We start from the raw sequence: 26,069 nt of genomic DNA, 5'->3' as shown, positions 1-26,069 counted from the left end.
GAGACCATCGAAAGGAGTGAGTACCCCATGACCGTGAGCGTAACCGACCTGCATTACGTAGCCCTCGCGGTTCCCGATCTCGCCTCCGAACGCGCGTTCTTCGGCGAGCAGTGGGGCCTGGTCGAAGTCGCGGAGCGGGACGGCAGTGTCTACTTCGCGGCCGAGGGCATGCCGCACCCTTACGTGCTCGTGCTGCGCGAGGATGCCGAGCGCAAGACCGATCTGATCGGTTTTTCGGCTGCTTCGCGCGACGACGTGCTGGCCCTTTTCGAGCAGGTGAAGGCGGCCGGCGCGAAGATCATCTCCGAACCCGCGCCCGCCACCGGTCCAGCGGGCGGCTTCGCGTTCCGCTTCTTTGACCCCGATGGCCGCGCCATGGAGGTGATCTGCGACAGCACGCCTCGCGCGTTCCGCAAGCTCGACAAGGGTGAGGCGATTCCGATCGGCATAAGCCACGTGGTGTTCCATTCGCCAAACCACAAAGGGCTCGCGGAATTCTACGAGAAGGCACTGGGTTTCCGGCTCTCAGACTGGATCGGCGACTTCATGGTCTTCCTGCGCTGTAATTCGGCGCACCACCGCGTCGCGATCCTTCCGGGCCCGCCGGCCCTAAACCACATCGCCTTCGACGTCAGCTCGGTCGACGAACTGATGCGCGGGCTCGCCCGCATGCACGAGAACGGAATCAAGCTTAGCTGGGGGCCGGGTCGGCACACCGCCGGGAACAACACCTTCAGCTATTTCATCACGCCCAACGGCAACGCCGTCGAATACACCTCGGACCTCGAAGAAGTCGATGAGGACACGTGGCAGCCGCAGACCTACCAGCCCGGTCCGAGCACGATCGACCAGTGGGGCACGGGCCGCATCATTACGGGGAGTGTGCCCCATGCGGAGATGACCCCGGACAAGGGCTTGTGGCAGGTCCCGGCCTGATCGCCGGCGCGTGAGAGGACTGAACCAATGATCGACAAGGCCCTTGTGGTCGGCGGTGGCGTCGGCGGAATGAGCGCGGCTCTCGCTCTCGCGCGCCAAGGCGTGGAGGTCGAGCTCGTCGATGCCGACCCGCACTGGCGCGCCTATGGAGCCGGGATCAGCGTGACTGGACTGTCGCTTCGGGCTTTCGACGATCTCGGAATTCTCGATGAAGTACGGGAACGGGGCTTCGTGGGTGGTGGCATCCGCCTGCGGACGGCCGATGGCAGCGTTATCATGGAATCTCCGCCGATTCCCGATGCTGCGCCTCCCGTGGCGCGCAGTGGCGGTATCATGCGCCCCGCCTTGCACGAAATCATGTCACGCAGAGTGCGCGATGCGGGCATTCGCGTGACTCTTGGTGCGGAGATAGCTTCCGTCGAACAGGATGCCGCCGGTGCGCAGGTTGGTTTCCCGGACGGCAGGCGCGAGCGCTACGATCTGGTGGTCGCCGCCGACGGCATCTTCTCACAACTGCGCAGGCACCTGTTTCCTGCCGCGGCGGCACCTCGTTTTACCGGCCAGGGTTGCTGGCGCATCGTCGCGCCGCGCCCGCCGGAGGTGGATCGCCCCGAGATGTTTCTCGGCGGACCGGTTAAACTGGGTTTCAATCCCATCTCCGATGACCGGATGTACGCTTTCATCCTCGAGCACGTACCCGACAACCCATGGTTTGCTCCTGAGGAGCAATTGGACCACGTGGCCAGCCTCTTGGCCCCGTTCGGCGGCTACGTCCCACAAGTCCGCGCCGGCCTTGGAGCGGATTCACTGGTCAATTACCGCCCGCTTGAATGGCTGCTGCTGCCCGCCCCGTGGCATCGCGGCCGCGTCGTCCTCATCGGTGACGCCGTTCATGCAACGACGCCTCACATGGCCTCGGGTGCGGGCATGGCGGTGGAGGACGGGTTGGTCCTGGCCGAAGAAATCGCCCGCCACAACGATCTCGAAACCGCGCTTGCCGCCTTCACCTCACGGCGTTTCGAGCGTGCGCGCATGGTCGTCGAGAACTCGGTTCGCGTCGGGGAGATCGAAATGGCCGGCGGCGACCAGCGCGATGCGAACGCGATGCTCGGCAGCACGATGCAAAAGCTCCACGAGCCTTACTGAGAGGGCGCATGACTTACGGACTGGCCACAGTTTCCTCGAACGGCACCGAACAGGTAGTGCTCGTCTCTGGCGAGCGTTTCGTGCCGCTGTCGCACTGGGGTGAGGAGCGCGACCTGCCGGCGCTGCTGCGCGACTGGCAGGATGTCTCGGCGCAAGTCGGGGCGTGGGCCGCGGACGATGCCGCCTTTGCCGCCAGCGGCGATTTCGCGACCGCGGACGTGCGCATGCCTTACCGGCCCACCCAGGTCTTCTGTACTGGGGCGAACTACAAGAAGCACGTCGTGGGTCTGATCATGGGCGATCCGTCGATGCGAACCAGCGAGCATGACGACGTCGATCCGGCCGAGCTAAAGGCACGGGTCGAGGCGATGATGGATGCTCGCGCCAAAGCCCCGCCATTCGCCTTCCTGAAACTCCCCGCCAGCGTGATCGGCCCGCGCGACGAGGTGATCCTGCCCTACGACGTCGAAAAGCCCGACTGGGAGCTTGAGCTCGGCGTAGTGATTGGCCGCCGCGCCCACCGCGTGAGTGAGGCGGAGGCAATGGAGTACGTCGCCGGCTTCGCCGTGGTCAACGATGTTACCGCGCGCGAGCTTATCTTCCGCCGCGATGGATCGGCGATTGGCGCCGACTGGCTCTCGGGCAAGAGCTTTCCGACCTTTCTGCCCTTCGGACCGATGATCGTGCCGAAAGAGTGTATCGCCGATCCCTATGATCTGGCGATGAAACTGTCAGTCAACGGCAAGGTCTATCAAGACGAGACGACCGCAGATATGATGGCCTCGATCGAGCGGCAGATTGCCTACCTTTCGAGCCGGGTTGTGCTTGAGCCGGGGGACCTGATCTGCACCGGCTCGCCCTATGGCAACGGCTCGGCCTTCGGTGTCTTTCTCAAGCCGGGCGACGTCATGGAAGCGACAATTTCCGGGTTGGGAAATCAGCGCAACCTCTGTGTGGCGGAGAAGGCCTAACGCTTGCGCACGCCATCTGTGATCAGGCGGACGACGAAATCCTCGTAGCTCTTGGCGAGTTCTTCTTTGGTGGTCCCCGATGGAGCCAGCAACTCGATAAGCGGGGCCCCCGACACGAAGAAGTCGCTAATGCCGACTACCGCGAGGTACATGAAGAACGGGTCGAACTCGCGCAACTCGCCCTCGTCGTCGAATTCTAGGATGCGCGCATAGTTCGAGACGGGGCTCCTATTCCATTCGCGCATCTTTTCCCGCACTTCGGGTGACGAGGCGGAATCCAGTTCCTCGATCATAAGGCGCTGCATGTGCTTGGCCGAGCGGGTGAAGCGGAACGTGCCGCGGATCATGTCTTCGAGTAGGGCGAGCGGATCGCCCGGCGGCAGGGGCCGGTTGGACTCCTCGCCGATCTGCTTGGCTACCTCGAACAGCAGGTTCTCGCGGTTGCCGAAGTAATAACGCACCAGGGCAGGATCGGCGTTTGCCTTGCGAGCGATTGCGGTACTTGTCACTTGGGAGGGGGGAAGTTCCTGCAGCAGTGCGCGTGCCGCGTCGATCAAGGCGTCACGCCCCACGCCCGCCTCTGACGCCGTCGGACGGCCCTTGCCCCGCGAGGCGAGCTTTGCCGCTGATTTGCCTGGCTGGCCCTGGCCTTTTCCCATCGGCGCGGTGCTACTCGCTGCGCGGCGCGGCGACAACCATTTCGGCTGGATAGAATATTCTTGTCGACCGGAAATAACTGAGTAGTGTTGCTTCAGGGAGAGAATGCAAGATGGCAAATTGGCCTTTCCGCCAGGGCGTCCACGAGATCGCCAACGGGACTTACGGTTACATCCAGCCCGACGGCACCTGGGGATGGTCGAACGCGGGTCTGGTGACATCGGCAGGTCAGACCCTGCTGATCGATACCTTGATGAGCGTTCCCCTGACGCGCGATATGCTCGCTGCTTTCGCCGGGGTTCCAGGCGGCGAGCGGATCGACATGGTCATGAACACCCACGCCAATCCTGATCACTTCTTCGGCAACGGCGTGGTCGAGGGGGCGGAGATTATCGCAACAGCGAAGACCCGCCACGAGATGGAGGGGTTCAACCCGCAAGCGCTCGCCAATCTTTCGGCCAACTGGGAGACCATGGGCGAAGCCGGCGAATTCCTGTTCGAGACCATGGGCCGCTATTTCGATTTCAGCGGGGTGGATGAACTGGCCCTGCCGACACGCACCTTCGAGAGCGCCATGACGCTCAAGGTTGGGGAGAAGACTGTCGAGCTGACCGATCTGGGTCCGGCTCACACTGAGTCCGACACGATCGCTCATGTGCTCGAGGATCGCACGGTCTTTACCGGCGACCTGATGTTCAACGAAGGGCACCCGATCGTATGGGCCGGGCCGTTCGACAACTGGATCGCGGCCTGCGATCACATCATCGCACTCGATCCCGAGGTCGTCGTGCCGGGGCACGGGCCAATCTGCGATGTCGAGAACGTCCGCACTATGAAAGGCTATTTCGAGCACCTGCGGCGCGAGGCTCGCGGCCGCTTCGAGGCGGGGATGGATTGGCGGGACGCAGCGCGCGACATTCCGATCAAGGAATATGCTGATTGGACCGATAGCGAGCGGGTCGTGGCCAACGTCTTCTCGCTCTACAAAGGCTGGGATCCAAACCTGCCGCATGCCCCGCCGCCAGTCCTGTTCGCGGAGATGAACCGCTACCGCAAGGAACACCACGCCAAGCACGGATGCGGGCATGCCCACTGAACTCAACGCCACGCACGATCCCGCCCGCCGGAGCTGGGTGGAGAGCGCCAACGCCGATGGCACCGACTTTCCGATCCAGAACCTGCCGTTCGGAGTGTTCGACGACGGCAAGGGTGCGCGCGGTGGCGTGGCGCTGGGTGACCAGATCATCGATCTGACCGCGCTTCTCAAAGCGGGCGCGATTTCAGGACCAGCCGCCGAAGCTGCGTGCGGCGACAGCCTGCTTCCGCTGTTCGCCTGCGCGCGCCAGGATGTCTCGGCGCTACGGGCCGCCTTGTCCGACCTCTACCGGATGAACGGAACTGGCGACCGCAGGTCCGCCGAGGCAGCGCTTGTGCCGATGAGCGACGCCAAATTATTGATGCCGGCCAAGCCGACCGCCTTCACCGACTTCTGCACCTCGGCGGATCACATCCTGCGTATGGCTGCCAATGGCGGCCGCTCGCCGATGCCCGCCTGGGCAACCCTTCCGGTCGCGTACAATGGCCGCGCCAGTTCGGTTGCCGTTTCCGGCACGCCGGTAGTGCGGCCTGTCGGTCAGGTCGTGCCGCCCGGCAGCAGTGCGATGGCCGTGGCAGCCGAACCGATGCTCGACTTCGAACTCGAATTCGGCGCCTGGCTAGGAGGCCCCGTCAACGCGCTGGCCGAAACGGTCGACATGGCCCAAGCCGAACAGATCCTGTTCGGCTGCTGCCTCGTCAACGACTGGTCGGCCCGCGCCATCCAGTTCTACGAGATGTTGCTCGGCCCGCACCTGGGCAAGAGCTTTCTGACGACGATCTCTCCCTGGATCGTGACGATGGAGGCACTCGCTCCGTTTCGCGTTGCCGGTCGCGGCCGGACCGGGGAGGAGCCGGAGCTGCCAGCCTATTTGAACGATCCTTTCGATCGTCGGGCAGGCGGCCTAAACGTCCAAATCACAGCCGAGCTCGATACTGGCAACGGACCGTACACGATCGTGCGGACCAATGTGGCCGAGCTGTTCTGGACGCTTGCGCAAATGGTCACTCACCAGGCTTCCGGCGGCGCCCCGCTCGAGGTCGGCGACTTGATCGCGACCGGAACCGTCTCCGGCGCGGCCGACGAGGCGCGAGCTTGCTTGGTCGAAATCACCAAGCTGGGTAAGGAACGCCTTGTTCTGCCCGACGGGACGGAACGCGTCATGCTCGAGGACGGCGATACGCTCACCCTGCGGGCCAAGGCTGTCGCAGAAGGATACGTGCCGATCGGTTTCGGCCCCTGTGCCGGCAAGATCACTCCTGCGAGGACGGCGGCATGAGCGGCAACGTCTTCACCTGCGGCGACCGCAAGCCAATTCCGGTCAAAGCGCGCGGCAAGCATCTCGTCGTCGACATCCACTGCCACCTCGGCATCCCGGCCGCCGATGCTATCGTGCAGGCCAAGTATCCGGGCCCACCGCCCGGCATCAACGATTTCACCAGCGCCAAGACCTCGGAAGTGAACCGCGCGCAGTTTGCCCAGATGGGCCGCACGCTCAACACGCTCGACACGCGCGTCGCCGACATGGACCGGCTAGGGATCGACGTGCAGGCGATCTCACCCAGCCCGGGGCAGTATTTCTACTTCACCGATCCCGAGACCGGACGCGACGCGGCTCGCGTCGTGAACGACGGGATGGCCGCCGCGGTCGCCCAGCACCCCGACCGCCTGATCGGCATGGGTTCGGTGCCGTTACAGAATGCCGAAATGGCTGTGGCCGAGATGCGCCGGTGCGTGAAGGATCTCGACTTGAGGGGGATCGAGATCAGCTCCAACGTGAACGGCAAGGATTTCCACGCCGAGGACCTGCGCCCCTTCTGGGCGGCCGCAGAGGAGCTGGGCGTACTGATCTTCATCCATCCGCTGGGGTTCACCCACGCGGCGCGGATGAGCGAGTATTACTTTAACAACCTCATCGGCAATCCGCTCGAATCGACGCTCGCGATCGGCCACCTGATCTTTGGCGGCGTGCTCGACGCTTACCCCGGACTGAAAATCTGCGTCGCTCACGGCGGAGGTTACATGCCAGGATATTGGGGCCGGATGGACCACGGCTGGCGCGCCCGTGCCGATTGTTCCGAACACTGCCGGCACGAACCTTCGAGTTATCTGCGCAAGCTGTGGCTCGATACGCTGGTGTTCGACAAGGACCAGCTCGACAGCCTGGTACGCACGCATGGCGCCGACAAGCTGTGCCTCGGCACGGACTATCCCTTCGACATGTCCGAGCCAGACCCGGTTGGATTTCACGACCGGCTATCGGAAGAGGACAAGGCGGGTATCTTGGGTCTGAATGCGGCGGGACTGCTCGGTCTGGAACGCGTGGATTGAGCGATCCGCTCGGCCAGATGTTTCGAATGCCGGTCGGGTTTGGCCCAGCCCCCGGGCCGCGCAACCTGCCGGCTTCGCAACGACACCGACGCTTCGACAAGAAAGCGACTTCACTCACGCTTTCGGCTGTCACCGATGCCGAGCCCTTGGCCGCACTCCTTCCTGACAGGATGACGCTGGTCGGCGAACCGAGGCTGGAAGTCGTGGTAACCCTGTTGAGCGACGTCGGCTGGCTGGCCGGGCGTGGTTACAATATCGTCATGGTCCGCATTCCAGCGCGCTGGAATGGTGAGCAGTCAATCACGGGCCACTTCGTGCCGGTTGTTTGGGAGAACATGGCCGATCCGATCCTCACGGGACGCGAGGAGCTCGGATGGCCGAAGATTTTTGCGGAAATCCCGGAGCCTGATGACACCGGTTCACGCCTGACAGGTTCGGCGCGATGGGACGGCTTCGAATTTCTGCAGTTCATGGCCGAGGACCTGGAACCGATCGCATCGCCAATGTCGGCCGCGGCTCCGATGATCTTTCGCAAGTACATCCCGCGGACCGGCGAATGGGGCAGGGCGGAGATCGACCACATGACCATCGTTGAGCCCGGCCCACCAGTGCCAGAGATCCGGTCCTGCCAGGCGGGCTCAGGCCGCTTTTCCTTCACCGGCGCGAGGTGGGAAGACATGCCGACACAATATCCGATCGTGAATGCGCTGGCCGCATTGCCGTTGCACGCTTTCGGCCCGGCCGTGCTCCTCGACACGTCCGGCGGATCCGACGTCAGTGAGCAGAGGACTCTGCGGTGAAGCGCACGCGCCGCATTGTCACCGGTCACGCGCCCGACGGGCGTTCGATCATTGTGTCGGATGCGCCGGTGCCGCTCGTGAGGGACCTTCCCGGCGCCCGCTTCGACGAAATATGGTCGACGGCCCGGGCATGCGAACCGCTCGAACTCATCCCCGACGGCGAACCTGTCTCCAGCTCCAGCTCGATTGGGCCCGCCGGACGCGGGGGCAGCATCATTCGCGTGATCGATTTCCACCCCGCTGGAGCAGGCGGCGCGCGCAGTCCGATGCACCGGACCCGCACGATCGACTACGGCATAGTGATCGAGGGCGAGATTGCGCTGATCCTCAGCGACAGCGAAACGACCCTGCGCAAGGGTGACGTGGTCGTCCAGCGAGGAACCGATCATGCCTGGGAAAACCGGTCCGGCGAGGTGGCGAGGGTGGTCTTCGTGCTGATCGACGCCGAGTTTGCCGAGCCGCTGGCGCAAATCCTAAATAAAGCGGAGATCATCCCATGAACGAGGACGCCCCCTCGGTATCCCGGCGCACCGCCGTGTGGGTGCTCTTCCTGTTGTTCCTCGCCAACGTACTAAATGCCGGCGACCGCGGGTTGCTCGGCTTGGTGACGGAGCAGGTTCGCGGCGAACTCTCGTTGTCGGACACCCAAATGTCGCTTGCGAACGGGTTGTTCTTCACCGTGTTCAACTTGGTGGGCGGCCTCTTCCTTTCGCGCATGATCGATCGGGGTAACCGCACGCGGATCCTGGCTTTCGGCATTGCAGGGTGGTCGATCGCCACCGCCGCGACGGGGTTGGCGACCGACTTCGCGACCCTCGCCATCGCCCGGATCGGGGTCGGCATCGGCGAGGCGACTGCCTTTCCCGCCGCGATGTCCCTGATCCCCGACCTTTTTCGCGCGCAGGCGCGAGGGCGCGCCGTGGCGGTATTCCAGTCGAGCGCGTTCATCGGCATCGTCGGCGGCGCGATAGCAGCCGGCGTACTGGCGGCCGCGATCGGCTGGCGGGCGATGTTCTTCTGGGCAGGCGGCGTCGGCGTCGTGCTCGCGCTCGTGATGCTCGCCACCGCCACTGAGCCCGCGCGTGGCGAGGACGCTCGACCGGCCGCTCCAGCCGGTACCTTCGCGGACTTGTCTCAAGGCCTGCTGCGACTGTGGCACTCCCCAGGGCTCGCCCGCCTTGTCGTCGGTTACGGCACCGCCAGCATGCTGACCTCAGTTCTCGCGGCCTGGGGACCCGCGTTCCTGCAGCGCTCCCACGACGTTCCGCTGTCTCAAGTCGGTGTTGCGATCGGGCCCGCGGTCGGGATCGGAGGAATCACCGGAACGCTGTTTGCCGGGTTCCTCGCCGACGCGGTCCGCCGGCGTACGGGTTCGGCCGCTGCCACGCTGTGGCTCCCCATCGTAACACTGCCGCTCTCAGTGCCCTGCGTGCTCGGCTTCGCCTTCTTGCCTTCCCTGTCCCTGGCGATGGCCAGCGCAGCGCTGATGAATTTTCTGCTCGCCTGTGCGATCATTCCGAGCATCAACTTCGCTGTCGAATCCGCAGCTCCCGGCGATCGCGGGCTGACCGCTACCGTGATGCTCGCTGCTGCTGGGCTCATCGGTAGCACCCTCGGTCCATTCATCGTCGGAGTCCTCAGCGACTATCTCAACCCTACCCTGGGAGAGGAAAGCCTGCGCTATGGGATCGCCGCCATGGCGGCGGCGCCTCTCGTGGGAACGGCCTTCATCGTCGCAGCAAGGATTTCGACCGGGCGCGCGCAAGCTGAATCGCTTGCGCGTTCTGCGATTAATTCCTAGGAGAAGGAATAACTGCGGAGTCGTCCGCGATCTGAACTTGGGGAGAGACGAAATGCGTGACCTTTTCTACGGATTGTCACTCGCCGCCGCGGGTCTCGCCGCATCCGTTGTCGCACCAACCGCCATGGCCCAAGATGCCGCGGCCGCCCATTATTCGGTGACCGAAACAAAAGTCGGAAAGCTGCTCGATGACCCTGCTGCGGCAGAAATTCTCAAGCGCCTTATCCCCAAAACCTTCGCCAACGAGATGTTCCAGACCCTTGGGCGCGACCTCACGCTTAAGGGGGTCCAGCAGTACGAGGCCGAACTGAGCGACGATAATCTGGCGAAAATTCAAGCCGAGTTCGATAAGATCCCGGCCAAATAGGTGGAAGTCCGATCAGGGCGCCCATTCAACGTAAACGACTGTAGCGCGTGAACGGACAGACGCGCGCGCCTCAGATCAACAAAAAGAGGCGACAGGTTGCCCTGCCGCCTCCTTCTCCGAGCCGAGGCTCGACAATGTTTGGCGACTACTTCGCAGCCTCGTTCGCATCTTCAAGCTTTGTACCAACCGAGGTGAAGGTGGAGTTCAGCTGAGTGCCGATCTGACCCATGGCGGCCATAGCGGCGACTGCGATCAGAGCGGCAATGAGGCCGTATTCGATCGCGGTGGCGCCCTGTTCGTCGCGGAGCAGCTTGTTGAAGAACTTCATAATCAATCTCCTGGTTAGGTCTTCGGTTCCCTTAGGTCCCGTGCCGAACCGATAAGTCGGAGGCGGGAGATTGAAATACGTAATAATACTAGTTCAATAGTGTGACGTCATCAAAATAGAGTTATTAGCACGAGCTCATTTAGAGGCTGATTTATAGAGTTATTGTTAGTCCCTTGGTAATGACGCAACAACCGTTTCGAATTGTTCACTAACACTTGGTTAAAGTGCGGCAACGTCTTTTATATGGAAATATAATGGGCGGGTTCAATGTTGCATCGGACGTCTCGCCGCACAGCAGATCGACTTGCGAGTCCCGTCATCTGCGATTTTGCGCTAAGTTAAGCCACTGGCCTTGATGACGCGAAGATGTCACAAAAGTGCAATGGACGTCTCACACAGGGGTGCTTCGCATAGCCCCCGCCAAGGACGACGATGATTAGCGCCGTTTCGAGTTTCGACCCGGTGGAGCGCCCGGACATAAACGATCGCTTCTTCAATCGGGAACTGAGCTGGCTCTCGTTCAACGAGCGCGTACTCGCGGAAGCGACCAGGCCGAGCTATCCCCTGCTCGAACGGCTGCGATTCCTGGCCATTTCCGGCAGCAATCTCGACGAGTTCATGATGATCCGCGTCGCGGGCCTGAGCGGGCAAGTGCGGAGCGGGGTCGACGAGGTTTCGATCGACGGCAAGACCCCGCAACAGCAAGTCGCCGCGATCCGCGCGAAGATCGGCGAGCTGGTCGACATGCAGCAGCGGGCGCTCGCGGAACTGCGCGCGCTGCTCGACAATCAGGGCATCCATATCGTCGACGAGCGGCACATGGACAGCCAGGCGACCGCCTGGCTGCGCCAGTACTTCATCGATTACGTCGTGCCCGTGGTCACGCCTCAGGCGATCGATCCAGCTCATCCGTTCCCGTTCGTGGCCAACCAGGGCATCGGGGTCCTGTTCAGCCTCAGGCGCGTCCGGGACGACGCGCGGCTGGTCGAGATGGTCCTGATCCCGAGCGCCATCCCGCGGTTCGTCCGTATCCCGGGCGAGGAGGCGACTTACGTCTCGATCGAAAGCGTGATCTGCCGCTTCGCCGACTTGCTGTTCCCCGGCTTCCAGGTCGAAGGCGACGGGGTATTTCGGGTCCTGCGCGACAGCGACATCGAGTTGGAGGAAGAGGCCGAAGACCTGGTCCGTTACTTCCGCACCGCGATTCAGCGTCGGCGGCGCGGGCGGGTGATCCTGATGGAGATCGACCGGGATTGCGCGCCCGAGGCCGAGGCGATCCTGCGCGAACAGCTCGCCCTGCCCGATACGCTGGTCAACAAGACTGACGGCATGCTGGGAATTGGCGGCCTGGCCGGGGTGGTCGAGGAGGACAGGCCGGACCTCAAGTTCGAGCCGTTCAACCCGCGCTATCCGGAACGCATTCTCGAGCATGACGGTGATTGCTTCGCCGCCATCCGCGAGAAGGACATGATCATCCACCACCCCTACGAAAGTTTCGAGGCGGTGGTCGATTTCATCCGCCAGGCGGCCAAGGATCCCTCCGTCGTCTCGATCAAGCAGACGCTCTATCGCGCGGGTAACCAGTCCTCGATCATCGCGGCGCTGATCGCCGCGGCCGAATCGGGCAAGTCGGTCACTGCGGTGGTCGAGCTCAAGGCCCGCTTCGACGAGGAGCAGAACCTGCACTGGGCGGCCGAGCTCGAACGCGCCGGAGTGCAGGTGATCTATGGCTTCATCGACTGGAAGACCCACGCCAAGGTCTCGATGATCGTGCGCCGGGAGGAACAGGCGTACCGCACGTACTGCCACTTCGGCACCGGCAACTATCATCCGCTGACGGCGCGCATCTACACCGATTTCAGCTTCTTCACCGCGGACGAGAGCCTCGCGCGCGACGCGGTCAAGCTGTTCAACTTCATCACCGGGTATGTCGAACCCCAACGGACCGAGCAGCTGTCGATCTCGCCCATCAACTTGCGCGAAACGCTCTATGGGCTGATCGACAAGGAGATCGCGAACGCCGAGGCCGGGAAGCCGGCGGCAATCTGGGCGAAGCTCAATTCGCTGACCGATTCGGACATGATCGACCGGCTCTACGAAGCGAGCCGGGCCGGCGTGGAGATTCGCCTGGTGGTGCGCGGCATCTGCTGCCTCAGGCCCGCCGTGCCGGGTCTGTCGGAAACGATTTCCGTGAAGTCGATCGTCGGGCGCTTCCTCGAGCATGCGCGGATCTGGGCCTTCGCCAACGGCCACGCCCTGCCGAGTCGCCGGGCCAAGGTCTACATTTCCTCGGCCGATGCCATGTCGCGCAATCTGGACCGCCGGGTCGAGACTCTGGTCCCGATCCGCAACCCAACGGTACACGACCAGATTCTCGATCAGGTCATGGTTGCGAACCTGCTCGACACCGAGCAGAGCTGGGTGCTGGATTCGAGCGGACACTACCACCGGATCGAAAGCAGCGACCATCCATTTAACTGCCACCGGTACTTCATGACCAACCCCTCTCTCTCCGGCCGCGGCGCCGCACTCAGCCGAGGCGGCGTGCCGAGGCTCGACTTGCGGCGGGGGAGGGAATGAAGGAGCTGCTCCGCTCCGACGCTTTCAGGCTGGATCGCGGAGCCCCGGACAGGGCTGTCGTCGATATCGGTTCGAATACCGTGCGTCTGGTCGTTTATTCGGGCTCACAGCGGGTACCCGACGTCTGGTTCAACGAAAAGGTCGGCGCCCGCCTCGGCCGCGAGCTGAACGATACCGGGCGCATTCCCGATAGAGCGGCGCAACTCGCGCTGGCGGGACTGCGCCGCTTTGCCGCGATCCTGCACGATCTCGATGTGAAGTGGGTCGAGGTTGTGGGCACCGCCGCAGTCCGCGAAGCCGTGAACGCCGAACCCTTCCTGGCCGAGGTGCGGGAAATCGGACTCGAACCCCGAGTTCTCACCGGCGAGGAGGAAGCGCAGGCATCTGCCTGGGGCGTGATCGGCGCGTTTCCCGACGCTCACGGCGTTGTCGCTGATCTGGGCGGTGGAAGCCTTGAGCTCGTGTCGGTCGAAAACGGCCGCTCACACCATGGCGAAAGCCTGCCGCTTGGAACCTTGCGCCTCTCGGGATTACGGGAGAAAGGTCCACTTGCGTTCAAGCGCGCCGTGCACAAGGCCTTCGAGAAGGCGGGATGGGCCGCCGCGCATCCGGGGCCGCTCTACATGGTCGGCGGAACCTGGCGCGCCTTCGCGACCTATACGATGCGCAGCACCCTTCACCCACTGTCGGACCCGCACACTTTCGAACTCGACGTCGCGGAAGCCGACAGGATCGCGAAGAAGCTCGTCCGCAGCGATCCGCGTATCCTGATGGAGACAGCGCGCCTGTCGTCCATGCGCGCCAACGCCCTGCCCGATGCGGCGGCTATCATGCGTGCCATGCTCGCCGAGCTGCAGCCCACTCACCTGGTGTTCTCCTCGTGGGGCCTACGCGAAGGGTTGCTCCATCAGCGACTCAGTCCGGAGATTCGGCGGAAAGATCCCCTGCTGGAAGGCATCAGCTACTTCGGCGCGCCGCGCGCCAGTTCGGCCCCACTCGCCGCGGCGATCGCCGCCTGGACGGCGGGTGCCGTCCGCCAGGACGGAAAACCGGAAGCCGAACGACTTCGCCTGGCCGCGACCATGCTCTCGCTCTCGGCGGTGCGGCTCGAACCCAACTTGCGCGTTCGACATTCACTCGACTGGGCCCTCCATAAGCGCTGGATCGGAGTGGACATGGCGGGCCGGGCGCAGATCGCCGCCGCCTTGCTCGGCGCTTGCGGCAAGCAGATCATCACACCGGATCTTCTGCGGCTGGCTCCGGAGGAGACGTTGAGGCGCGCGATCGGCTGGGGTCTCGCCACCCGGCTGTGCCTGAGGCTCGGTGGCGGCGTACCTCCCTCGCCCACGGCCAGCTCGCTCACTCTTTCGGATGGCACTCTCACTCTCCGGCTGGCGAATTCTCTCTGCGACCTCACTTCGCCGGCAATCGAACAGGACCTCAGGGTTTTAGCCGAGTGGATCGGCGCAGATCCCGCTCTAAAGTTGATGACTGCCGCGTGACGGTGGTGTGACGAACACGGCAAAAGCCTTGCCCGGACGTGATTCGGCGTAAGACTCAGCTTTGAGGTCGAGTTTCGGAGGGACATCCATTGGCAAGGTCAGCAACTGCGGCAAACGGGAAGCGCGGCAACGGGACGACGCCCGTCGCACCCGTCCAGCCGCCGGTGCCCAAGAAACCCGCCGTCGACACATCCGCGTTTTCGCTCGAACAGCTCGCCCAAGCCATCCTGGCGGGCGAGGTGAAGCCACGGGTGGCGGACATCCGCCGCCTGGCCACGGCCGTTCTCGAACCGAAAACGGGCGAAAAGCCAAAGAAGGTCAAGGGTTCCAAAGCGAAAAAGGACAAGGGGAAGCACAAGCTCCCCAAGATCCCGGGTCAGAATAAGAAGAAAGCGAAGGCGAAGGCCTGACCGGCGCCTAGGTGTGGGCAGGGCGCCGGCCAGGACCTACATGCGCACTGGCAGCTGTTGCAGAGTCTCGCCGCTGGCGCGCTTGACGGTGACGTTGAACCCCCCGTGGCGGCCGTCACGCAACTTGTAATACGTAAGGTCGATCTTCTCGCCCGGCGTCAGCGAACGCTTCGACCAGCCCGATCGCGACAGGTGATTCGGGCTCATGCCTTCGAATGCCCAGCGATTGCCGGCGGCATCCTTCACGTAGAGAAATGTGTGCGGATTGGTCCACACCCAGCGCTCTACGGTGACGCCTTTCATCTCGGTCGGGACGCCCCAGTCGAACATCGCGGTCGAATGGTGGGCGACCGCGGGCACGGCCAGAAGCGAGCCGAGCCCTGCGACGGCGGCAATCGCCATGCGGGTTGTCTTTTTCATTGGTCCTCTCTCCTGCGCATCTCCCACCCCATCTGGAAGAGCACTTGCACTACTTCTCCCGCAAAGATCGGACATAATCAACCCGCCGCTTGACTTAGCCTCACCTACCACCGCAATCTTTCCCAAAGAGAGAGAATGCGGGAGGGACAAATGAAAGGTTGGGCATGGACGGCGCGCGCGCTCGCAAGCGGTGCGGCGTTGGCGATGGCAGCGGCGGCGCCAGCGCAGGATAACGCGGCTCCGCGGGGACAAGGTTACGCCGCGCTTGAGCAATTGCCCGATTTCAGCGGGGTCTGGGCACCCGACTGGTCGCTGCTGTTCGGCGGCGGCGCGGGCGGCCCTCCGGCTCAGCCCAAGCTCACCCCGGCCGCCCAGCAACGGCTCGACGCTTTCCGCGCAAAGCAGGCCGCCGAGGGTGTCGACCAGTCGGCCCAGGTCAGTTGCCTGCCGCCCGGCATGCCCGGGATCATGCGCCAGCCCTATCCGATCGAGTTCCTGTTTACGCCCGGTCGGGTGACAATCTTCGCTGAAACCTACACTCAAGCGCGACGGATCTACACTGACGGGCGTCCGTTGCCCGACGACCCGGATTTCCTGTTCAATGGCTATTCGGTCGGACGTTGGGACGGTGACACGCTTTTGGTCGACACGGTGGGGTTCAGCCCGGTGACCGACATTTCCGGCGGCATTCCGCACAGCGACAAGATGCGCATCCACGAGCGGATCTGGCTCGACAAGCCTGATGTGCTGCGAATCGAGACGACGATCACCGACCCCGAAGTGCTGACCGAACCGTATGTCCAGCAGCTCGCCTTCCGTCGCGAGAAAACCTGGGAAATTCGCGAATACGTCTGCGAGGAAAACAACCGCCTGGTGAAAGACGGTGGCGGCGCCAACGTTGACCTCGGCCTGGATGACGAAGGCGACCCGTTCGGCCCGCCCCCAGAAGGTCAGTAAGTGATATCCTTCCTGTGCCTGCGCAACAGGCACAGGAAGGGTCGAGCGCTAACCAATTCGCAAGCAGGCAGGCGCTAACCCGGCGGACGATGAACGCCATGCCGCCCTCCTTCTATGCCGCGACCGACAGCTTTGTGCCGGGACAAAACGATACGCTCGAGGCCTCGCTGCGGTGGACGGCGCTGGCGGAAGCCGCCCGCGTGGTCGCAACTCTTGCCCGAGTCGAAACCGCACCCACGTTCGCGGATGGCTGCGAGATTGGCGAATTGTTGCAAGCCGCCGATCCGTGGCGTCGCGACCGGGCCGAGCACGGTATCACCGACATCTCCGCCTTCATGCAGCCGGGTATCGTGGCCCTGCTTTCAGTGAGCGCCCGAGGGGTCGATCCCAAGCCGGCCGCTATGGCCCTCTGGGAGGAATTCGTCGACGCCCGCGCAGCGGTGATCGCGCTGCTCAAACCCGGCGTCGCGGCTTAGCAAAAGGTTAGCGGCACCTCGCCGACATTCATCGTTACGGGCAACCTGCCAACGATATCTCCGTCGGCCTGGATTGGAAGCCCTGCTTCGCTGGTCGCGCTCAGCGCACGACAGGTGAATGTTTCGACCCCAGCTTGGCGCGAAGCGTCACGTCCGCAGATCAGACCGAACACGAAGCGGGCGTAGTCGCGTCTCCGGGCAGTGGGGAGAGCGATAACGTGAAACAGTGGGTCGTGCACGCGGGCGGACTGGGCCAGGCTCCACGCCCCGGCATAATAGCGTCCCTTGGCGACGTAGAAGGCCTCGCATTCAAGCACGCGTCCTTCGGACTCCAACCGAATCGTATGACGCGACCAGTGCCACAGAAGCTGGCAGAAGGCCGCCCCGTAAGCGAGTCGCCCGATCCAGCGCTTGAGAGGCAACGAAACCCGCTCAACGGCGCAGCTGTCTGGCCCGACCCCGGCACAGGAAAAGAAGAAGCCGTCCCCCAACGCGACGGGATAGTGCGGGCGCCCCGCCCGGCCCGCAAGGACGAGCCGGGCAAAGGCGCGCGGATCGGCGGGATACTCCGCTTCGCGTGCCAGGAGGTTGATGGTTCCCGAGGGATAGATGCTGAGAGGAACCGCGCGCTCCTGCCGCGCCATCGCCCCTGCCACGCGGCGCACCGTTCCGTCGCCCCCGACAACGCAAACGTGAGTTGCCGTAGCGGCGAACCTGGGTTCGCCCGCGCTTTCGCAATGGAGGACCGTCGCGCCTTCCGCCTCCAGTGATTGCGCCAACCTGGCGACACGCGCGCGAGAGTACGAACCCGAAGTCGGATTGGTGATCAGCTGCACTATCGGAGCAGCTTGCCGTTTCGCAACATTCCGCGTGGGCACGGCCATGCTTCAATCACCACCCTCACTGGCCCAAGTGTGCGACAATGCACCCATGCCTCCTAACGATTGGTGCATGGCTTCGACTTGACCGTGTTCCACATCTGTTCCATTTTGAGTGGATGGCCGATTCTCCCCTTGCCTCTGTTGGCTCCGAACTCTCCGAACGCCGTGCGGCGGCCGTGGCGCGCGGGATTTGTCGGTTGTTCGCGCGCAACGACATTTGGGCCCTCCCCGAGATGCCGCTACGCAATGGGCGGCGGGCGGACCTGATGGGGATCGACGCCAAGGGCCACATCGTGATCGTCGAGATCAAGACAGCCCGGTCGGACTTGCTCGGTGACGGCAAGTGGCCCGATTATCTCGACTTCTGCGACAAGTTTTTCTGGGGTCTGCCGCCGGAGCTGGACCGCGCCTGCCTGGAGGGCGCGGACTTCCGCCCGGATTGTTGCGGCGTGATCGTAGCCGACGAATACGACGCCGAAATCGTCCGTCCCGCGCCGAGTCATCCGCTGGCCGCCGCCCGCCGTAAGGTTGAGGTCGAGCGCCTCGCGCGCACGGCGCTGCGCCGCCACCTCGTCGGGCTCGACCCGCAGTGCGCCGCCTGGGGTCAGGGGCTGGGCTGAGCCGCGCCTTCCTGAAGGTGGCGAGTTGTGGCAGTTTGCACCGGATGACCGCCGTAGCCTTGTCCGCACTGGCGATGAGCCTGATTGTCGCCGCTCGCTATGCCCTTTCGAGCGGTGCCTTCGCCTACGCCACGCATCGCGTGCGCCCCCGCCTCTATGCCGGACTGGACGAGCAGATCCGGCGAGAGATCGGCTGGTCGCTGGCCTCGGCAGCGATCTATGGGATTCCCGCGGGCATCGTCGCCTGGGGCTGGCAGAATCGCGGGTGGACGCAGATCTATACGGACTTTGCCGACTATCCCCTCTGGTACCTGCCCGTCTCGCTCCTCGCCTTCCTCTTCGTCCACGACACCTGGTTCTACTGGACCCATCGGCTGTTCCACCGCCCAAGCTGGTTCCGGCTCGCCCACTCGGTCCATCATGCAAGCCGCCCGCCTACCGCTTGGGCCGCGATGAGCTTCCACCCGATCGAGGCGTTGAGCGGCGCTGTGGTGATTCCGGCCCTGGTATTCCTTGTGCCGATACAGGTCGCCATGCTCGGTTTGGTGTTGGCGATCATGACGGTCATGGGCGTGACCAATCACATGGGATGGGAGATGTTTCCCCGCGCCATCGTGCATTCGAGGCTCGGCGATTGGCTCATCACCGCGAGCCATCACCAGCGGCATCACGACGAGTACCGCTGCAACTATGGGCTCTACTTCCGCATGTGGGATCGCCTGTGCGGCACCGATCGCGGGATCGCCTCGCCGCCCGCCTAGCGCGCCCCCCAAGCCTGCCGAATTTTACGGGTAATTAACTATGCCGAGCCCATAGGCAGTCCCGAAGAGGTTTAGGGGACTAGCTGCATGGATACGGTGCGGGGCAACTTCGGGCCTACTGCCGATAGCGACGGCTATGACCCGGACGAGGATGAACCCGTTCGCCGGGTCCCGCCGCGTCCCGAGATCGGCCAGGACGAACGGCGCATGCAAGTGCGCGCCTACAATCACTGGGCCGGCCTGCTCGACGACCGCAACTATCCGGCGATCGACGACCTCGACCCGGAAAGCCTCCCTGACTTCGGACCCTATAGCGTCCTGCTCGATTTCAGCAGGGGCATCGAAAACCCCGGCATATCTTTCATCGGCGAAAAGCTGGCGGAAGAATGTGGCGCGGGCGACGCAGAGCTGACGACTCTGGCCGATGTGCCATCGCGTTCGCTGCTGACCCGCATCACCGACCACTACATGCAGATCCTCGCCAACCAGGCGCCGATCGGCTTCGAGGCCGAGTTCGTGAACCAGCGCGGGGCGACGCTCGCCTATCGTGGGATTCTGCTGCCTTATTCAAGCGACGATGACACGATCGATTTCATCTACGGTGTGATCAATTGGAAAGAGCTCGCCGATGCTCTCGATTCGGATGAGCTTTTGCTCGAAATCGATCAGGCCCTCGAAACCGGGGTCGACGCGGATTCCGAGGACGACATCGAAAATCTCCATCTGCCGAGCGGGCTTTCCATCAACGTCACTTATAGCGAACCGGCCGAAATGACCGAGGAAGCCCCCACCGCCCCAGGCTTCGATCCCCTGCCACTCCCTTCGTTCGGCATCGACGCCGATGATGAGCCTGATGAGCTCGAGGATGCCCGTGAACCCGCTGGGCTGGATGCCTTCAAGGCCCTCTACGAACTCGCCGACAGCGACGAAGAGGAAGACGAGGAGACCGGCTACGAGTCCGACGACTCGGACGGAGCGGAGGACGGCGATCATCGTCCTTCGTTCGGATCGCTCCTCAAGATGCCGATGTTGATGCCCGAGGGGTCGGGCAAGATGCCGATCGAGCTAGGCGATCCGATTGACGAGAGCGAATTCGATCTCTCCGACTATATCGAGACCGCAGTGGACATGCCTGTTGTCGATCCGGCGACCATGGGCCTCAGCGACTGGCTCGCGGCTGCGCGCGAAATGGCAGATGCCGCCAACAACAGCGAAGATCGCACCCGCACCGCTCTCTACGAAGCAATAGGCCGCGCATACGACTTCTCGATCGCCGCCATCGAAGCCCCCGCCGACTTCAATGAACTGCTCGCCGACGCGGGGCTGACGGTACAGGTCCGCGCGCCAATGACTCCGGTGGTCAAGCTGGTGTTCGGGCATGATTACGACAAGACGCGCCTTACCGAATACGCCTCGGCCCTGACCTATGCGCACCGGATCGAACTGCCGCGCGGTACGCTTGGTACCTACCTGCGCGATGTGGAAGGTGGCCTCAAGGGTGTGGTCCAGGCCGAACGCCGCCTGCGTCGCGAGGAAGCCGGCAAGTCCGTCGACGCGCCGAACGGGCTTCGGGAAGTCCTGGCAGGCAAGCTGCGGGGAATGCCGCCGCTATCCTTCAATTCGCTGGCCGCCGAAGGTGCCGAGTTCTCGCTCGTCATGATCCGGCGCACCGAAAGCGGCGAGATCATGTTGGTCGGCGAAGTTCCCGAAGACATGTCGCTCCTCGAACGGGCGGCAAAGCGTCTGATCGGCTAAGGGGTTTGGCGAGCGGCGCCCGGCGTGCCGCCAAGCTTCAGTTTCCGTTCATGCCCCGATGGGCTAGGCTTGGCTCGAAATGCGACCCGCCACTAGTCTGCTCGCTCGCCTGCTTGCCTTCGCGGCCCTGCTCGTCATCGGCGCTCAACCCGTCGCCGCGCAGTCGATCTTGCGCGACGCCGAAACCGAAGCGCTGTTGCAGGATCTGGTCGAACCCATCACGGAAGCGGCCGGCTTGCCCAAGGGCGCTGTCGACGTAGTTCTGCTGGACGATCCGTCGATCAACGCCTTCGTCGCCGGTGGGCAAAGGATCTATGTCCATTCCGGTCTGATCAACGCGGCCGACAACGCAAATATGATCCAGGGTGTACTGGCCCACGAAATGGGACACATCACCGGCGGCCACATGATCAGCGGTTACGAGAACATGGGCAAGGCGATGAAAATCCAGCTCCTCTCGATGCTGGCCGGCATCGCCGCGGCCGTCGCCGGAGCCGGTGACGCGGCCATGGCGGCGATGGCTCTCGGGCAGCAGGCTGCGATGGGGACCTATCTCTCGTTTTCGCGAACTCAGGAATCGAGCGCTGACGCCGCGGGGGTGCAATACCTTTCGAAGGCGGGCATTACCGGCAAGGGTTCGCTCGCGTTCTTCGAGAAGCTGCAAAACCAGGAATTCCGTTATGGCTATAGCCAGAGCGACGAAGCCGGATTTGCCCGTACCCACCCGCTCTCGGGCGACCGCCTTGCGCGCCTGGAGGCTGACTATCGCGCCGATCCCGCGTGGGACACCCCGCCGGACCCGGAACAGCAGGAACGGTTCCTGCGCATCAAGGCGAAGCTGTTCGGCTATCTCGCGACACCGCAGCAGACCCTCAATTCCTATCCGACTTACATGACATCGGTGCCGGCACGCTATGCGCGAGCTTATGCCTACCACAAGGAGTCACGGATGGAGGACGCCTTGGCCGAAACCGATGCTCTGATCGCCACCGATCCGAACGACCCCTACTTTCTCGAGCTCAAGGGCCAGGTCCTGCTCGAATCCGGTGAGCCCAAAGAGGCGATCGAGCCCCTGCGCCGTTCTGTCGAAATGACCAAAAACGATCCGTTGATCGCCACCACGTTCGCCCACGCCCTGCTTGCCACCGAAGACCAGAGCCATCTGGAGGAAGCTGAGAAAGTGCTCCGCGCGGCTGTCGGGCGCGACAGAGAAAACCCGTCGGCCTGGTACCAGCTTGGGGTGGTCTACGGGGCGCGGGGCGATATCCCGCGCGCCCGCTTGGCGAGCGCCGAGCAACAGATCATGAGCGGGCGTCCGCGCGAGGCGCTGCAGAACGCGGAATCGGCCGAGCACACCTTGCCGCAGGGCTCGTCGGACTGGATCCGCGCGCAGGACGTGGCCATGCAGGCGCGCGCTGAACTCGAGAACGAACGGAGCCGCCGATGACGGCTTCCATTGCCAGCAGGCCGGGTAGTCCTTAGGTCAGGGCCAATGCGCTGGTTTCTTACCCTGGTGATTTCGCTTTCTGCCGGTTTCGCCGGTGCCGCCCTGTGGGACCTGACCGGCCTCGGAGGGCGCACCACGCGCGAATATCTGATGGCCAATCCCGAAGTCCTTCCTGAAGCGATGAAAGTCCTGCAGGAACGCGAACAGCTGGCCCGGATCGAGCCGATGCGCGGCCAGCTCGAAACGCCCTTCCCCGGCGCCGTGCTCGGCAATCCGCAGGGCTCCGTTACGCTGGTCGAATTCAGCGACTATGCCTGCACCTACTGCCGCCAGAGCATCGCCGACGTGGAAGCCTTGATCGCCGCCAATCCTGATCTCAGGGTGGTGATGCACGAATATCCGATCCTCTCGGCTGAGAGCGTCGATGCCGCGCGGATGGCGCTCGCGGCGGCTCAGCAGGGCCGCTATGCCCAGTTCCACTCCGCCATGTTCCGTCTCGGCCTCACCGGCCCTGAAACGATCCAGGCAGCGGCCAAGGAAGCCGGTGTGGATCTCGCCAAGGCCAACGCGGCCATTGCCTCGGGCATGTTCGACGCCCAGTTGCACGCCAATGCCTCGCTCGCGAGCGCGCTGGGCATCTCGGGCACGCCGGGCTGGGTCATCGGCAACCGGACGTTGAACGGCGCAGTCGGCCGTGACGCGATCGGGGAGGCCATCGAAGAGGCGCGCAAGACCTGAGCTGGCTCCCCACCTTCGGCAGCCCGGCTTCCCGCAAGCTCGCGACGCAGGCCTCCGGGCAGGCTTCCGCATCGGGAGAGGTTGGCTCGATGTCGAACCTTCCTTTCCGCCCCGCGCCCTTCTTCGAGAACAAGGATCGCGCTTTCTGGCGCCTGCAGTTCGTCGGCTGGGGCGCCGCGGCCTTCCAGCGCGGAATGTCGGCACTCGCCAACGGGCAGGACCTGTCGTTCCTCGTATTGGTGCTGATAGAAGCCATAACCGGCTTCTCGATCAGCCTCGTGCTCTCAGTGATCTACGGCAAGCTGATAAATCGCCGGCCGATCATCACCTGGAGTGTGACCGCTGTCGTCCTCGTCACAGCGGTGTTCGTGGCGGCGTTCATCAACGGCTGGGCAGTCAGCCTCCAGCGAGGGGGAACCACCGGTTTCCTCCAGCTGGTGCTGGGCCTGTCGTACATTCACATGACACTGCTCGGGGCGTGGTCGGCTCTCTACTACGCCATCAACTACTACCTGCAGGTCGAAGAACAGGCGGACAGACTGGAGCGGCTGGAGGCGCAAGCGACCAGCGCCCAGCTCGCCATGCTGCGTTACCAGCTTAACCCTCACTTCCTGTTCAACACGCTGAATTCGATTAGCACGCTGGTCCTGCTGAAGCAGACCGAACCGGCGAATGCGATGCTTACGCGGCTTTCGGGCTTTTTGCGGCATACCTTGGTGACCCAGCCGGGCGGCAAGGTTTCGGTGGCGCAGGAGGTAGAGACCCTGAAGCTCTACCTCGACATCGAGCGCATGCGCTTCGAGGAACGCCTGCGCACCGTGTTCAAGGTCGAACCGGCCGCCGCGGACGCGAGCATCCCCTCATTGCTGCTCCAACCCTTGGTCGAGAATGCGATCAAGTACGCCGTTTCGCCCCAGGAGGAAGGCGCACGCATCAGCCTGACTGCGCAAGTCATCGGCAACCGACTGCGCGTCACCGTGGCCGACACCGGGCCAGGCGCGCAGGCCACCGCAACGACCGCACGCGTCAGCGATGCACTGTCGGCATCTCACAACACGGTGTCGACTGGCGTCGGCTTGGCGAATATCCGCGACAGGCTGGCGCAAGCCTATGGCGAGGAGCACCGTTTCGAGATTGAAACGCCACCGGAGGGTGGTTTCACCGTGATTATCGAAATTCCGTACGAACCCTTCCAGGACTCTGCGGCGGAAATTGGCTCCGCCGTGAAACCGGCAACGGCTCCATCCGTTGCCACCGTACCCGGACAACGGGCGATGGGAACTAGTGCATGACAATTCGAACGCTAATCGTCGATGACGAGAAACTTGCGATCCAGGGCCTTCAGCTTCGGTTGGAGCCTTATTCCGATGTCGAGATAATCGGCACCTGCGCCAACGGGCGCGAGGCGATCCGCGCCATCAAGACCGAAAAGCCCGACCTGGTCTTCCTCGACATCCAGATGCCCGGCTTCGACGGCTTTTCCGTGGTCAAGGGCGTTATGGAGATCGAACCACCGTTGTTCGTCTTCGTCACGGCGTACGAAGAACACGCGATCCGTGCCTTCGAGGCCAATGCCGTCAATTACCTGATGAAGCCGGTCGACGAAGACAAGCTGGCCGACACGCTCGACCGTGTCCGTACGCGCCTGGCTGAAAAGCGCTCCGCCGACGAGGCCAAGAAACTGCAGGACGTCCTGGCCGAAATCGCGCCCGATGCGATCGAGAACATGCCCGTCGAAGATGAGAACGCCGGCCGTTACGAGAAGATGATCAACATCAAGGACCGCGGCCAGATTTTCCGCGTCGATGTGGACTCCATCGAACACATCGAAGCCGCGGGTGACTACATGTGCATCTACACCGGCGACAACTCGCTGATCCTGCGCGAGACAATGAAGGATCTCGAGCGCCGCCTCGACCCGCGCGTGTTCCAGCGGGTCCACCGCTCGACCATAGTCAACCTCGATCAGGTGCGTCAGGTAAAGCCGCACACCAATGGCGAATGCTTCCTGGTGCTCGGTTCGGGTGCCGAGGTGAAGGTCAGCCGGTCCTACAGGGACGTGGTGGCTCGCTTCGTCCACTAGTCGGACTTCGCCTCACATCGTCGGCGGGTCCAACGGGGCCTTTTCGGTCTTGTCGTTTGATGCGGCGCCCATTGGCGCTCACAGCCATGGCCCGTCGGCGCTTGAGGCACAGTCAAAAAAGCTCCAGACGGCGAGGATGACCGTCTTTTCACTTCCGGGCTTCGACCTGCACGCGTTCGTACGCTCCACTCTGAATGAAGACCTGGGCCTGGGTCTCCCGGGCGGCGGGCACGACGTGACCGCCGAGAGTGTCATCCCCCCCGAGGCGCGCTTTTCGGGAGTGATGGACAGCCGCGACCCGATTGTCGTCGCGGGCCTTCCGCTGGCGGCCGCCTTCTTCCAGGCGCTCGATCCGGACATGGAAATCGAATTGCTCGCCGAAGAGGGCAGCCTGGTTGCTGCCGGGACCGACATCATGCGCCTGACAGGCAATGCCCGGGCCATGCTGACCGCCGAGCGCAGCGCGCTCAACACCGTCCAGCACCTCTCGGGCATCGCCACCATGACTCGCCAATACGTCGAGGCCATGGGCCCGACCGATTGCGTCCTGCTCGACACGCGCAAGACCATCCCAGGCCTGCGGATGCTGGAGAAGTACGCGACGCGCATGGGGGGCGCCCAGAACCACCGCATGGGACTGTGGGACGCGGCCATGATCAAGGATAATCACATCCTCGTCGCAGGCGATGTGGCCGAAGCCGTTCGCCGGGCGCGTGAGGCCGGGGTCGAACGGATTATTTGCGAAGTCGACCGGATCGACCAGATCGAGCCCGCCCTGATGGCCGGGGCCAGCCATCTCCTGCTCGACAACATGGACCCGCCGACCCTGCGCGAAGCTGTCGCTGCAGTCGGCGGGAGAGTGCCCACGGAGGCCTCGGGCGGCGTGCGCCTCGACACGATCGGCGCCATCGCGGCCACTGGCGTGAACTTCGCCTCCGTCGGCCGCCTCACCCAAAGTGCCCCAGCGGCCGACATCGGGCTGGACTTCACTCCGCTGTGACATTGC

The 26,069-nt window shown here is 63.6% G+C and carries 27 protein-coding genes; 23 read left to right on the top strand and 4 right to left on the bottom strand.

Annotation, left to right across the window (positions count from 1 at the left end; translation table 11 throughout):
- The first annotated feature begins 27 nt into the window (after positions 1-27).
- Genes KK137_RS13545 through KK137_RS13535 form a run of 3 tightly spaced genes read left to right on the top strand, consistent with a single transcriptional unit; the run spans position 28 to position 3,053 of the window.
- On the top strand, positions 28-936 hold the full coding sequence (locus KK137_RS13545; RefSeq protein ID WP_214537069.1) for a VOC family protein: 909 nt from the start codon (positions 28-30) through the stop codon (positions 934-936).
- A gap of 27 nt (positions 937-963) precedes the next feature.
- A complete protein-coding gene (locus tag KK137_RS13540) occupies positions 964-2,082 on the top strand; it encodes an FAD-dependent oxidoreductase (protein ID WP_214537068.1) in 1,119 nt (372 codons plus the stop codon).
- Between the two features lie 8 nt (positions 2,083-2,090).
- Complete coding sequence (locus KK137_RS13535) at positions 2,091-3,053, top strand: fumarylacetoacetate hydrolase family protein (protein ID WP_214537067.1); 963 nt, start codon at positions 2,091-2,093, stop codon at positions 3,051-3,053.
- On the opposite strand, the gene KK137_RS13530 is transcribed toward KK137_RS13535, so the two are convergent.
- Positions 3,050-3,712, bottom strand: coding sequence for a TetR/AcrR family transcriptional regulator (locus KK137_RS13530; RefSeq protein WP_214537066.1), 663 nt, complete (start codon positions 3,710-3,712; stop codon positions 3,050-3,052). The two genes, KK137_RS13535 and KK137_RS13530, sit on opposite strands and share 4 nt — an antisense overlap.
- A gap of 110 nt (positions 3,713-3,822) precedes the next feature.
- Between KK137_RS13530 and KK137_RS13525 the strand changes: the two genes are divergently transcribed.
- From KK137_RS13525 to KK137_RS13495, 7 genes are read left to right on the top strand one after another with little or no spacing between them, the layout of a single operon-like run.
- Entirely contained in the window at positions 3,823-4,806 is a 984-nt protein-coding gene (locus KK137_RS13525; protein WP_214537065.1) for an MBL fold metallo-hydrolase, read from the top strand.
- A complete protein-coding gene (locus KK137_RS13520; protein WP_214537064.1) occupies positions 4,796-6,085 on the top strand; it encodes a fumarylacetoacetate hydrolase family protein in 1,290 nt (429 codons plus the stop codon). Before KK137_RS13525 ends, KK137_RS13520 begins: the two co-directional genes overlap by 11 nt.
- A complete protein-coding gene (locus KK137_RS13515) occupies positions 6,082-7,137 on the top strand; it encodes an amidohydrolase family protein (RefSeq protein WP_214537063.1) in 1,056 nt (351 codons plus the stop codon). The genes KK137_RS13520 and KK137_RS13515 overlap by 4 nt, the downstream gene beginning before the upstream one ends.
- Positions 7,134-7,937 (top strand): acetoacetate decarboxylase family protein, encoded by an 804-nt coding sequence (locus tag KK137_RS13510; protein ID WP_214537062.1) that lies wholly within the window; start codon positions 7,134-7,136, stop codon positions 7,935-7,937. Before KK137_RS13515 ends, KK137_RS13510 begins: the two co-directional genes overlap by 4 nt.
- Entirely contained in the window at positions 7,934-8,437 is a 504-nt protein-coding gene (locus KK137_RS16840; protein WP_214537061.1) for a cupin domain-containing protein, read from the top strand. The genes KK137_RS13510 and KK137_RS16840 overlap by 4 nt, the downstream gene beginning before the upstream one ends.
- Complete coding sequence (locus KK137_RS13500; protein ID WP_214537060.1) at positions 8,434-9,738, top strand: MFS transporter; 1,305 nt, start codon at positions 8,434-8,436, stop codon at positions 9,736-9,738. The genes KK137_RS16840 and KK137_RS13500 overlap by 4 nt, the downstream gene beginning before the upstream one ends.
- 52 nt (positions 9,739-9,790) lie before the next feature.
- A complete protein-coding gene (locus tag KK137_RS13495; protein ID WP_214537059.1) occupies positions 9,791-10,105 on the top strand; it encodes a hypothetical protein in 315 nt (104 codons plus the stop codon).
- 145 nt (positions 10,106-10,250) lie between these two features.
- Here KK137_RS13495 and KK137_RS13490 read toward each other — a convergent pair whose 3' ends face one another.
- Positions 10,251-10,433 (bottom strand): Flp family type IVb pilin, encoded by a 183-nt coding sequence (locus tag KK137_RS13490; RefSeq protein WP_214537058.1) that lies wholly within the window; start codon positions 10,431-10,433, stop codon positions 10,251-10,253.
- 432 nt (positions 10,434-10,865) lie between these two features.
- Here KK137_RS13490 and KK137_RS13485 point away from each other — a divergent pair, with 432 nt between their 5' ends.
- From KK137_RS13485 to KK137_RS13475, 3 genes are all read left to right on the top strand, one after another.
- Positions 10,866-13,013 carry an RNA degradosome polyphosphate kinase gene (locus KK137_RS13485; protein ID WP_214537057.1) on the top strand — a complete coding sequence of 716 codons (2,148 nt, stop codon included), beginning with the start codon at positions 10,866-10,868 and terminating at the stop codon, positions 13,011-13,013.
- Positions 13,010-14,515, top strand: coding sequence for a Ppx/GppA family phosphatase (locus KK137_RS13480; protein ID WP_214537056.1), 1,506 nt, complete (start codon positions 13,010-13,012; stop codon positions 14,513-14,515). The genes KK137_RS13485 and KK137_RS13480 overlap by 4 nt, the downstream gene beginning before the upstream one ends.
- 89 nt (positions 14,516-14,604) lie before the next feature.
- Positions 14,605-14,925: a hypothetical protein gene (locus KK137_RS13475; protein ID WP_214537055.1), complete on the top strand. Its 321-nt coding sequence runs from the start codon at positions 14,605-14,607 to the stop codon at positions 14,923-14,925.
- A gap of 36 nt (positions 14,926-14,961) precedes the next feature.
- On the opposite strand, the gene KK137_RS13470 is transcribed toward KK137_RS13475, so the two are convergent.
- The gene (locus tag KK137_RS13470; RefSeq protein WP_214537054.1) at positions 14,962-15,345 is read right to left on the bottom strand and encodes a DUF6152 family protein; all 384 of its coding nucleotides are present in this window, start codon (positions 15,343-15,345) and stop codon (positions 14,962-14,964) included.
- 150 nt (positions 15,346-15,495) lie between these two features.
- Here KK137_RS13470 and KK137_RS13465 point away from each other — a divergent pair, with 150 nt between their 5' ends.
- A complete protein-coding gene (locus KK137_RS13465) occupies positions 15,496-16,302 on the top strand; it encodes a hypothetical protein (RefSeq protein WP_214537053.1) in 807 nt (268 codons plus the stop codon).
- A gap of 89 nt (positions 16,303-16,391) precedes the next feature.
- On the top strand, positions 16,392-16,778 hold the full coding sequence (locus KK137_RS13460) for a hypothetical protein (protein WP_214537052.1): 387 nt from the start codon (positions 16,392-16,394) through the stop codon (positions 16,776-16,778).
- On the opposite strand, the gene KK137_RS13455 is transcribed toward KK137_RS13460, so the two are convergent.
- A complete protein-coding gene (locus KK137_RS13455; protein ID WP_214537051.1) occupies positions 16,775-17,614 on the bottom strand; it encodes a diacylglycerol/lipid kinase family protein in 840 nt (279 codons plus the stop codon). The genes KK137_RS13460 and KK137_RS13455 overlap by 4 nt on opposite strands.
- A gap of 161 nt (positions 17,615-17,775) precedes the next feature.
- Between KK137_RS13455 and KK137_RS13450 the strand changes: the two genes are divergently transcribed.
- From KK137_RS13450 to nadC, 8 genes are all read left to right on the top strand, one after another.
- Positions 17,776-18,279 carry an MmcB family DNA repair protein gene (locus tag KK137_RS13450; RefSeq protein ID WP_214537050.1) on the top strand — a complete coding sequence of 168 codons (504 nt, stop codon included), beginning with the start codon at positions 17,776-17,778 and terminating at the stop codon, positions 18,277-18,279.
- 44 nt (positions 18,280-18,323) lie between these two features.
- Positions 18,324-19,040, top strand: a complete 717-nt coding sequence (locus KK137_RS13445; protein ID WP_214537049.1) for a sterol desaturase family protein — start codon at positions 18,324-18,326, stop codon at positions 19,038-19,040.
- Between the two features lie 87 nt (positions 19,041-19,127).
- Positions 19,128-20,795 carry a PAS domain-containing protein gene (locus KK137_RS13440; protein WP_214537048.1) on the top strand — a complete coding sequence of 556 codons (1,668 nt, stop codon included), beginning with the start codon at positions 19,128-19,130 and terminating at the stop codon, positions 20,793-20,795.
- Positions 20,796-20,874: 79 nt separating this feature from the next.
- Positions 20,875-22,242, top strand: coding sequence for a M48 family metalloprotease (locus KK137_RS13435; protein ID WP_214537047.1), 1,368 nt, complete (start codon positions 20,875-20,877; stop codon positions 22,240-22,242).
- Positions 22,243-22,287: 45 nt separating this feature from the next.
- Entirely contained in the window at positions 22,288-22,980 is a 693-nt protein-coding gene (locus tag KK137_RS13430) for a DsbA family protein (protein WP_214537046.1), read from the top strand.
- Positions 22,981-23,069: 89 nt separating this feature from the next.
- The gene (locus KK137_RS13425) at positions 23,070-24,272 is read left to right on the top strand and encodes a sensor histidine kinase (RefSeq protein ID WP_214537045.1); all 1,203 of its coding nucleotides are present in this window, start codon (positions 23,070-23,072) and stop codon (positions 24,270-24,272) included.
- Positions 24,269-25,063: a LytR/AlgR family response regulator transcription factor gene (locus KK137_RS13420; protein ID WP_214537044.1), complete on the top strand. Its 795-nt coding sequence runs from the start codon at positions 24,269-24,271 to the stop codon at positions 25,061-25,063. Before KK137_RS13425 ends, KK137_RS13420 begins: the two co-directional genes overlap by 4 nt.
- A gap of 136 nt (positions 25,064-25,199) precedes the next feature.
- Positions 25,200-26,063, top strand: coding sequence for a carboxylating nicotinate-nucleotide diphosphorylase (nadC, locus tag KK137_RS13415; protein ID WP_214537043.1), 864 nt, complete (start codon positions 25,200-25,202; stop codon positions 26,061-26,063).
- Positions 26,064-26,069 lie beyond the last annotated feature (6 nt).

This window comes from Croceibacterium selenioxidans, assembly GCF_018599195.1.
GTDB classification, from domain to species: Bacteria; Pseudomonadota; Alphaproteobacteria; order Sphingomonadales; family Sphingomonadaceae; genus Croceibacterium_A; species Croceibacterium_A selenioxidans.
Note: the sequence above shows the minus strand (reverse complement) of the source record. Positions and strands in the feature narration are given on the sequence as shown.

Bases quoted from the DNA above. Each gene is read 5' to 3' on its own strand.
- KK137_RS13545 (WP_214537069.1), top strand. From the start codon at position 28: ATGACCGTGAGCGTAACCGACCTGCATTACGTAGCCCTCGCGGTTCCC.
- KK137_RS13540 (WP_214537068.1), top strand. From the start codon at position 964: ATGATCGACAAGGCCCTTGTGGTCGGCGGTGGCGTCGGCGGAATGAGC.
- KK137_RS13535 (WP_214537067.1), top strand. From the start codon at position 2,091: ATGACTTACGGACTGGCCACAGTTTCCTCGAACGGCACCGAACAGGTA.
- KK137_RS13530 (WP_214537066.1), bottom strand. From the start codon at position 3,712: ATGGGAAAAGGCCAGGGCCAGCCAGGCAAATCAGCGGCAAAGCTCGCC.
- KK137_RS13525 (WP_214537065.1), top strand. From the start codon at position 3,823: ATGGCAAATTGGCCTTTCCGCCAGGGCGTCCACGAGATCGCCAACGGG.
- KK137_RS13520 (WP_214537064.1), top strand. From the start codon at position 4,796: ATGCCCACTGAACTCAACGCCACGCACGATCCCGCCCGCCGGAGCTGG.
- KK137_RS13515 (WP_214537063.1), top strand. From the start codon at position 6,082: ATGAGCGGCAACGTCTTCACCTGCGGCGACCGCAAGCCAATTCCGGTC.
- KK137_RS13500 (WP_214537060.1), top strand. From the start codon at position 8,434: ATGAACGAGGACGCCCCCTCGGTATCCCGGCGCACCGCCGTGTGGGTG.
- KK137_RS13495 (WP_214537059.1), top strand. From the start codon at position 9,791: ATGCGTGACCTTTTCTACGGATTGTCACTCGCCGCCGCGGGTCTCGCC.
- KK137_RS13490 (WP_214537058.1), bottom strand. From the start codon at position 10,433: ATGAAGTTCTTCAACAAGCTGCTCCGCGACGAACAGGGCGCCACCGCG.
- KK137_RS13485 (WP_214537057.1), top strand. From the start codon at position 10,866: ATGATTAGCGCCGTTTCGAGTTTCGACCCGGTGGAGCGCCCGGACATA.
- KK137_RS13480 (WP_214537056.1), top strand. From the start codon at position 13,010: ATGAAGGAGCTGCTCCGCTCCGACGCTTTCAGGCTGGATCGCGGAGCC.
- KK137_RS13470 (WP_214537054.1), bottom strand. From the start codon at position 15,345: ATGAAAAAGACAACCCGCATGGCGATTGCCGCCGTCGCAGGGCTCGGC.
- KK137_RS13465 (WP_214537053.1), top strand. From the start codon at position 15,496: ATGAAAGGTTGGGCATGGACGGCGCGCGCGCTCGCAAGCGGTGCGGCG.
- KK137_RS13460 (WP_214537052.1), top strand. From the start codon at position 16,392: ATGAACGCCATGCCGCCCTCCTTCTATGCCGCGACCGACAGCTTTGTG.
- KK137_RS13450 (WP_214537050.1), top strand. From the start codon at position 17,776: ATGGCCGATTCTCCCCTTGCCTCTGTTGGCTCCGAACTCTCCGAACGC.
- KK137_RS13445 (WP_214537049.1), top strand. From the start codon at position 18,324: ATGACCGCCGTAGCCTTGTCCGCACTGGCGATGAGCCTGATTGTCGCC.
- KK137_RS13440 (WP_214537048.1), top strand. From the start codon at position 19,128: ATGGATACGGTGCGGGGCAACTTCGGGCCTACTGCCGATAGCGACGGC.
- KK137_RS13435 (WP_214537047.1), top strand. From the start codon at position 20,875: ATGCGACCCGCCACTAGTCTGCTCGCTCGCCTGCTTGCCTTCGCGGCC.
- KK137_RS13430 (WP_214537046.1), top strand. From the start codon at position 22,288: ATGCGCTGGTTTCTTACCCTGGTGATTTCGCTTTCTGCCGGTTTCGCC.
- KK137_RS13425 (WP_214537045.1), top strand. From the start codon at position 23,070: ATGTCGAACCTTCCTTTCCGCCCCGCGCCCTTCTTCGAGAACAAGGAT.
- KK137_RS13420 (WP_214537044.1), top strand. From the start codon at position 24,269: ATGACAATTCGAACGCTAATCGTCGATGACGAGAAACTTGCGATCCAG.
- nadC (WP_214537043.1), top strand. From the start codon at position 25,200: ATGACCGTCTTTTCACTTCCGGGCTTCGACCTGCACGCGTTCGTACGC.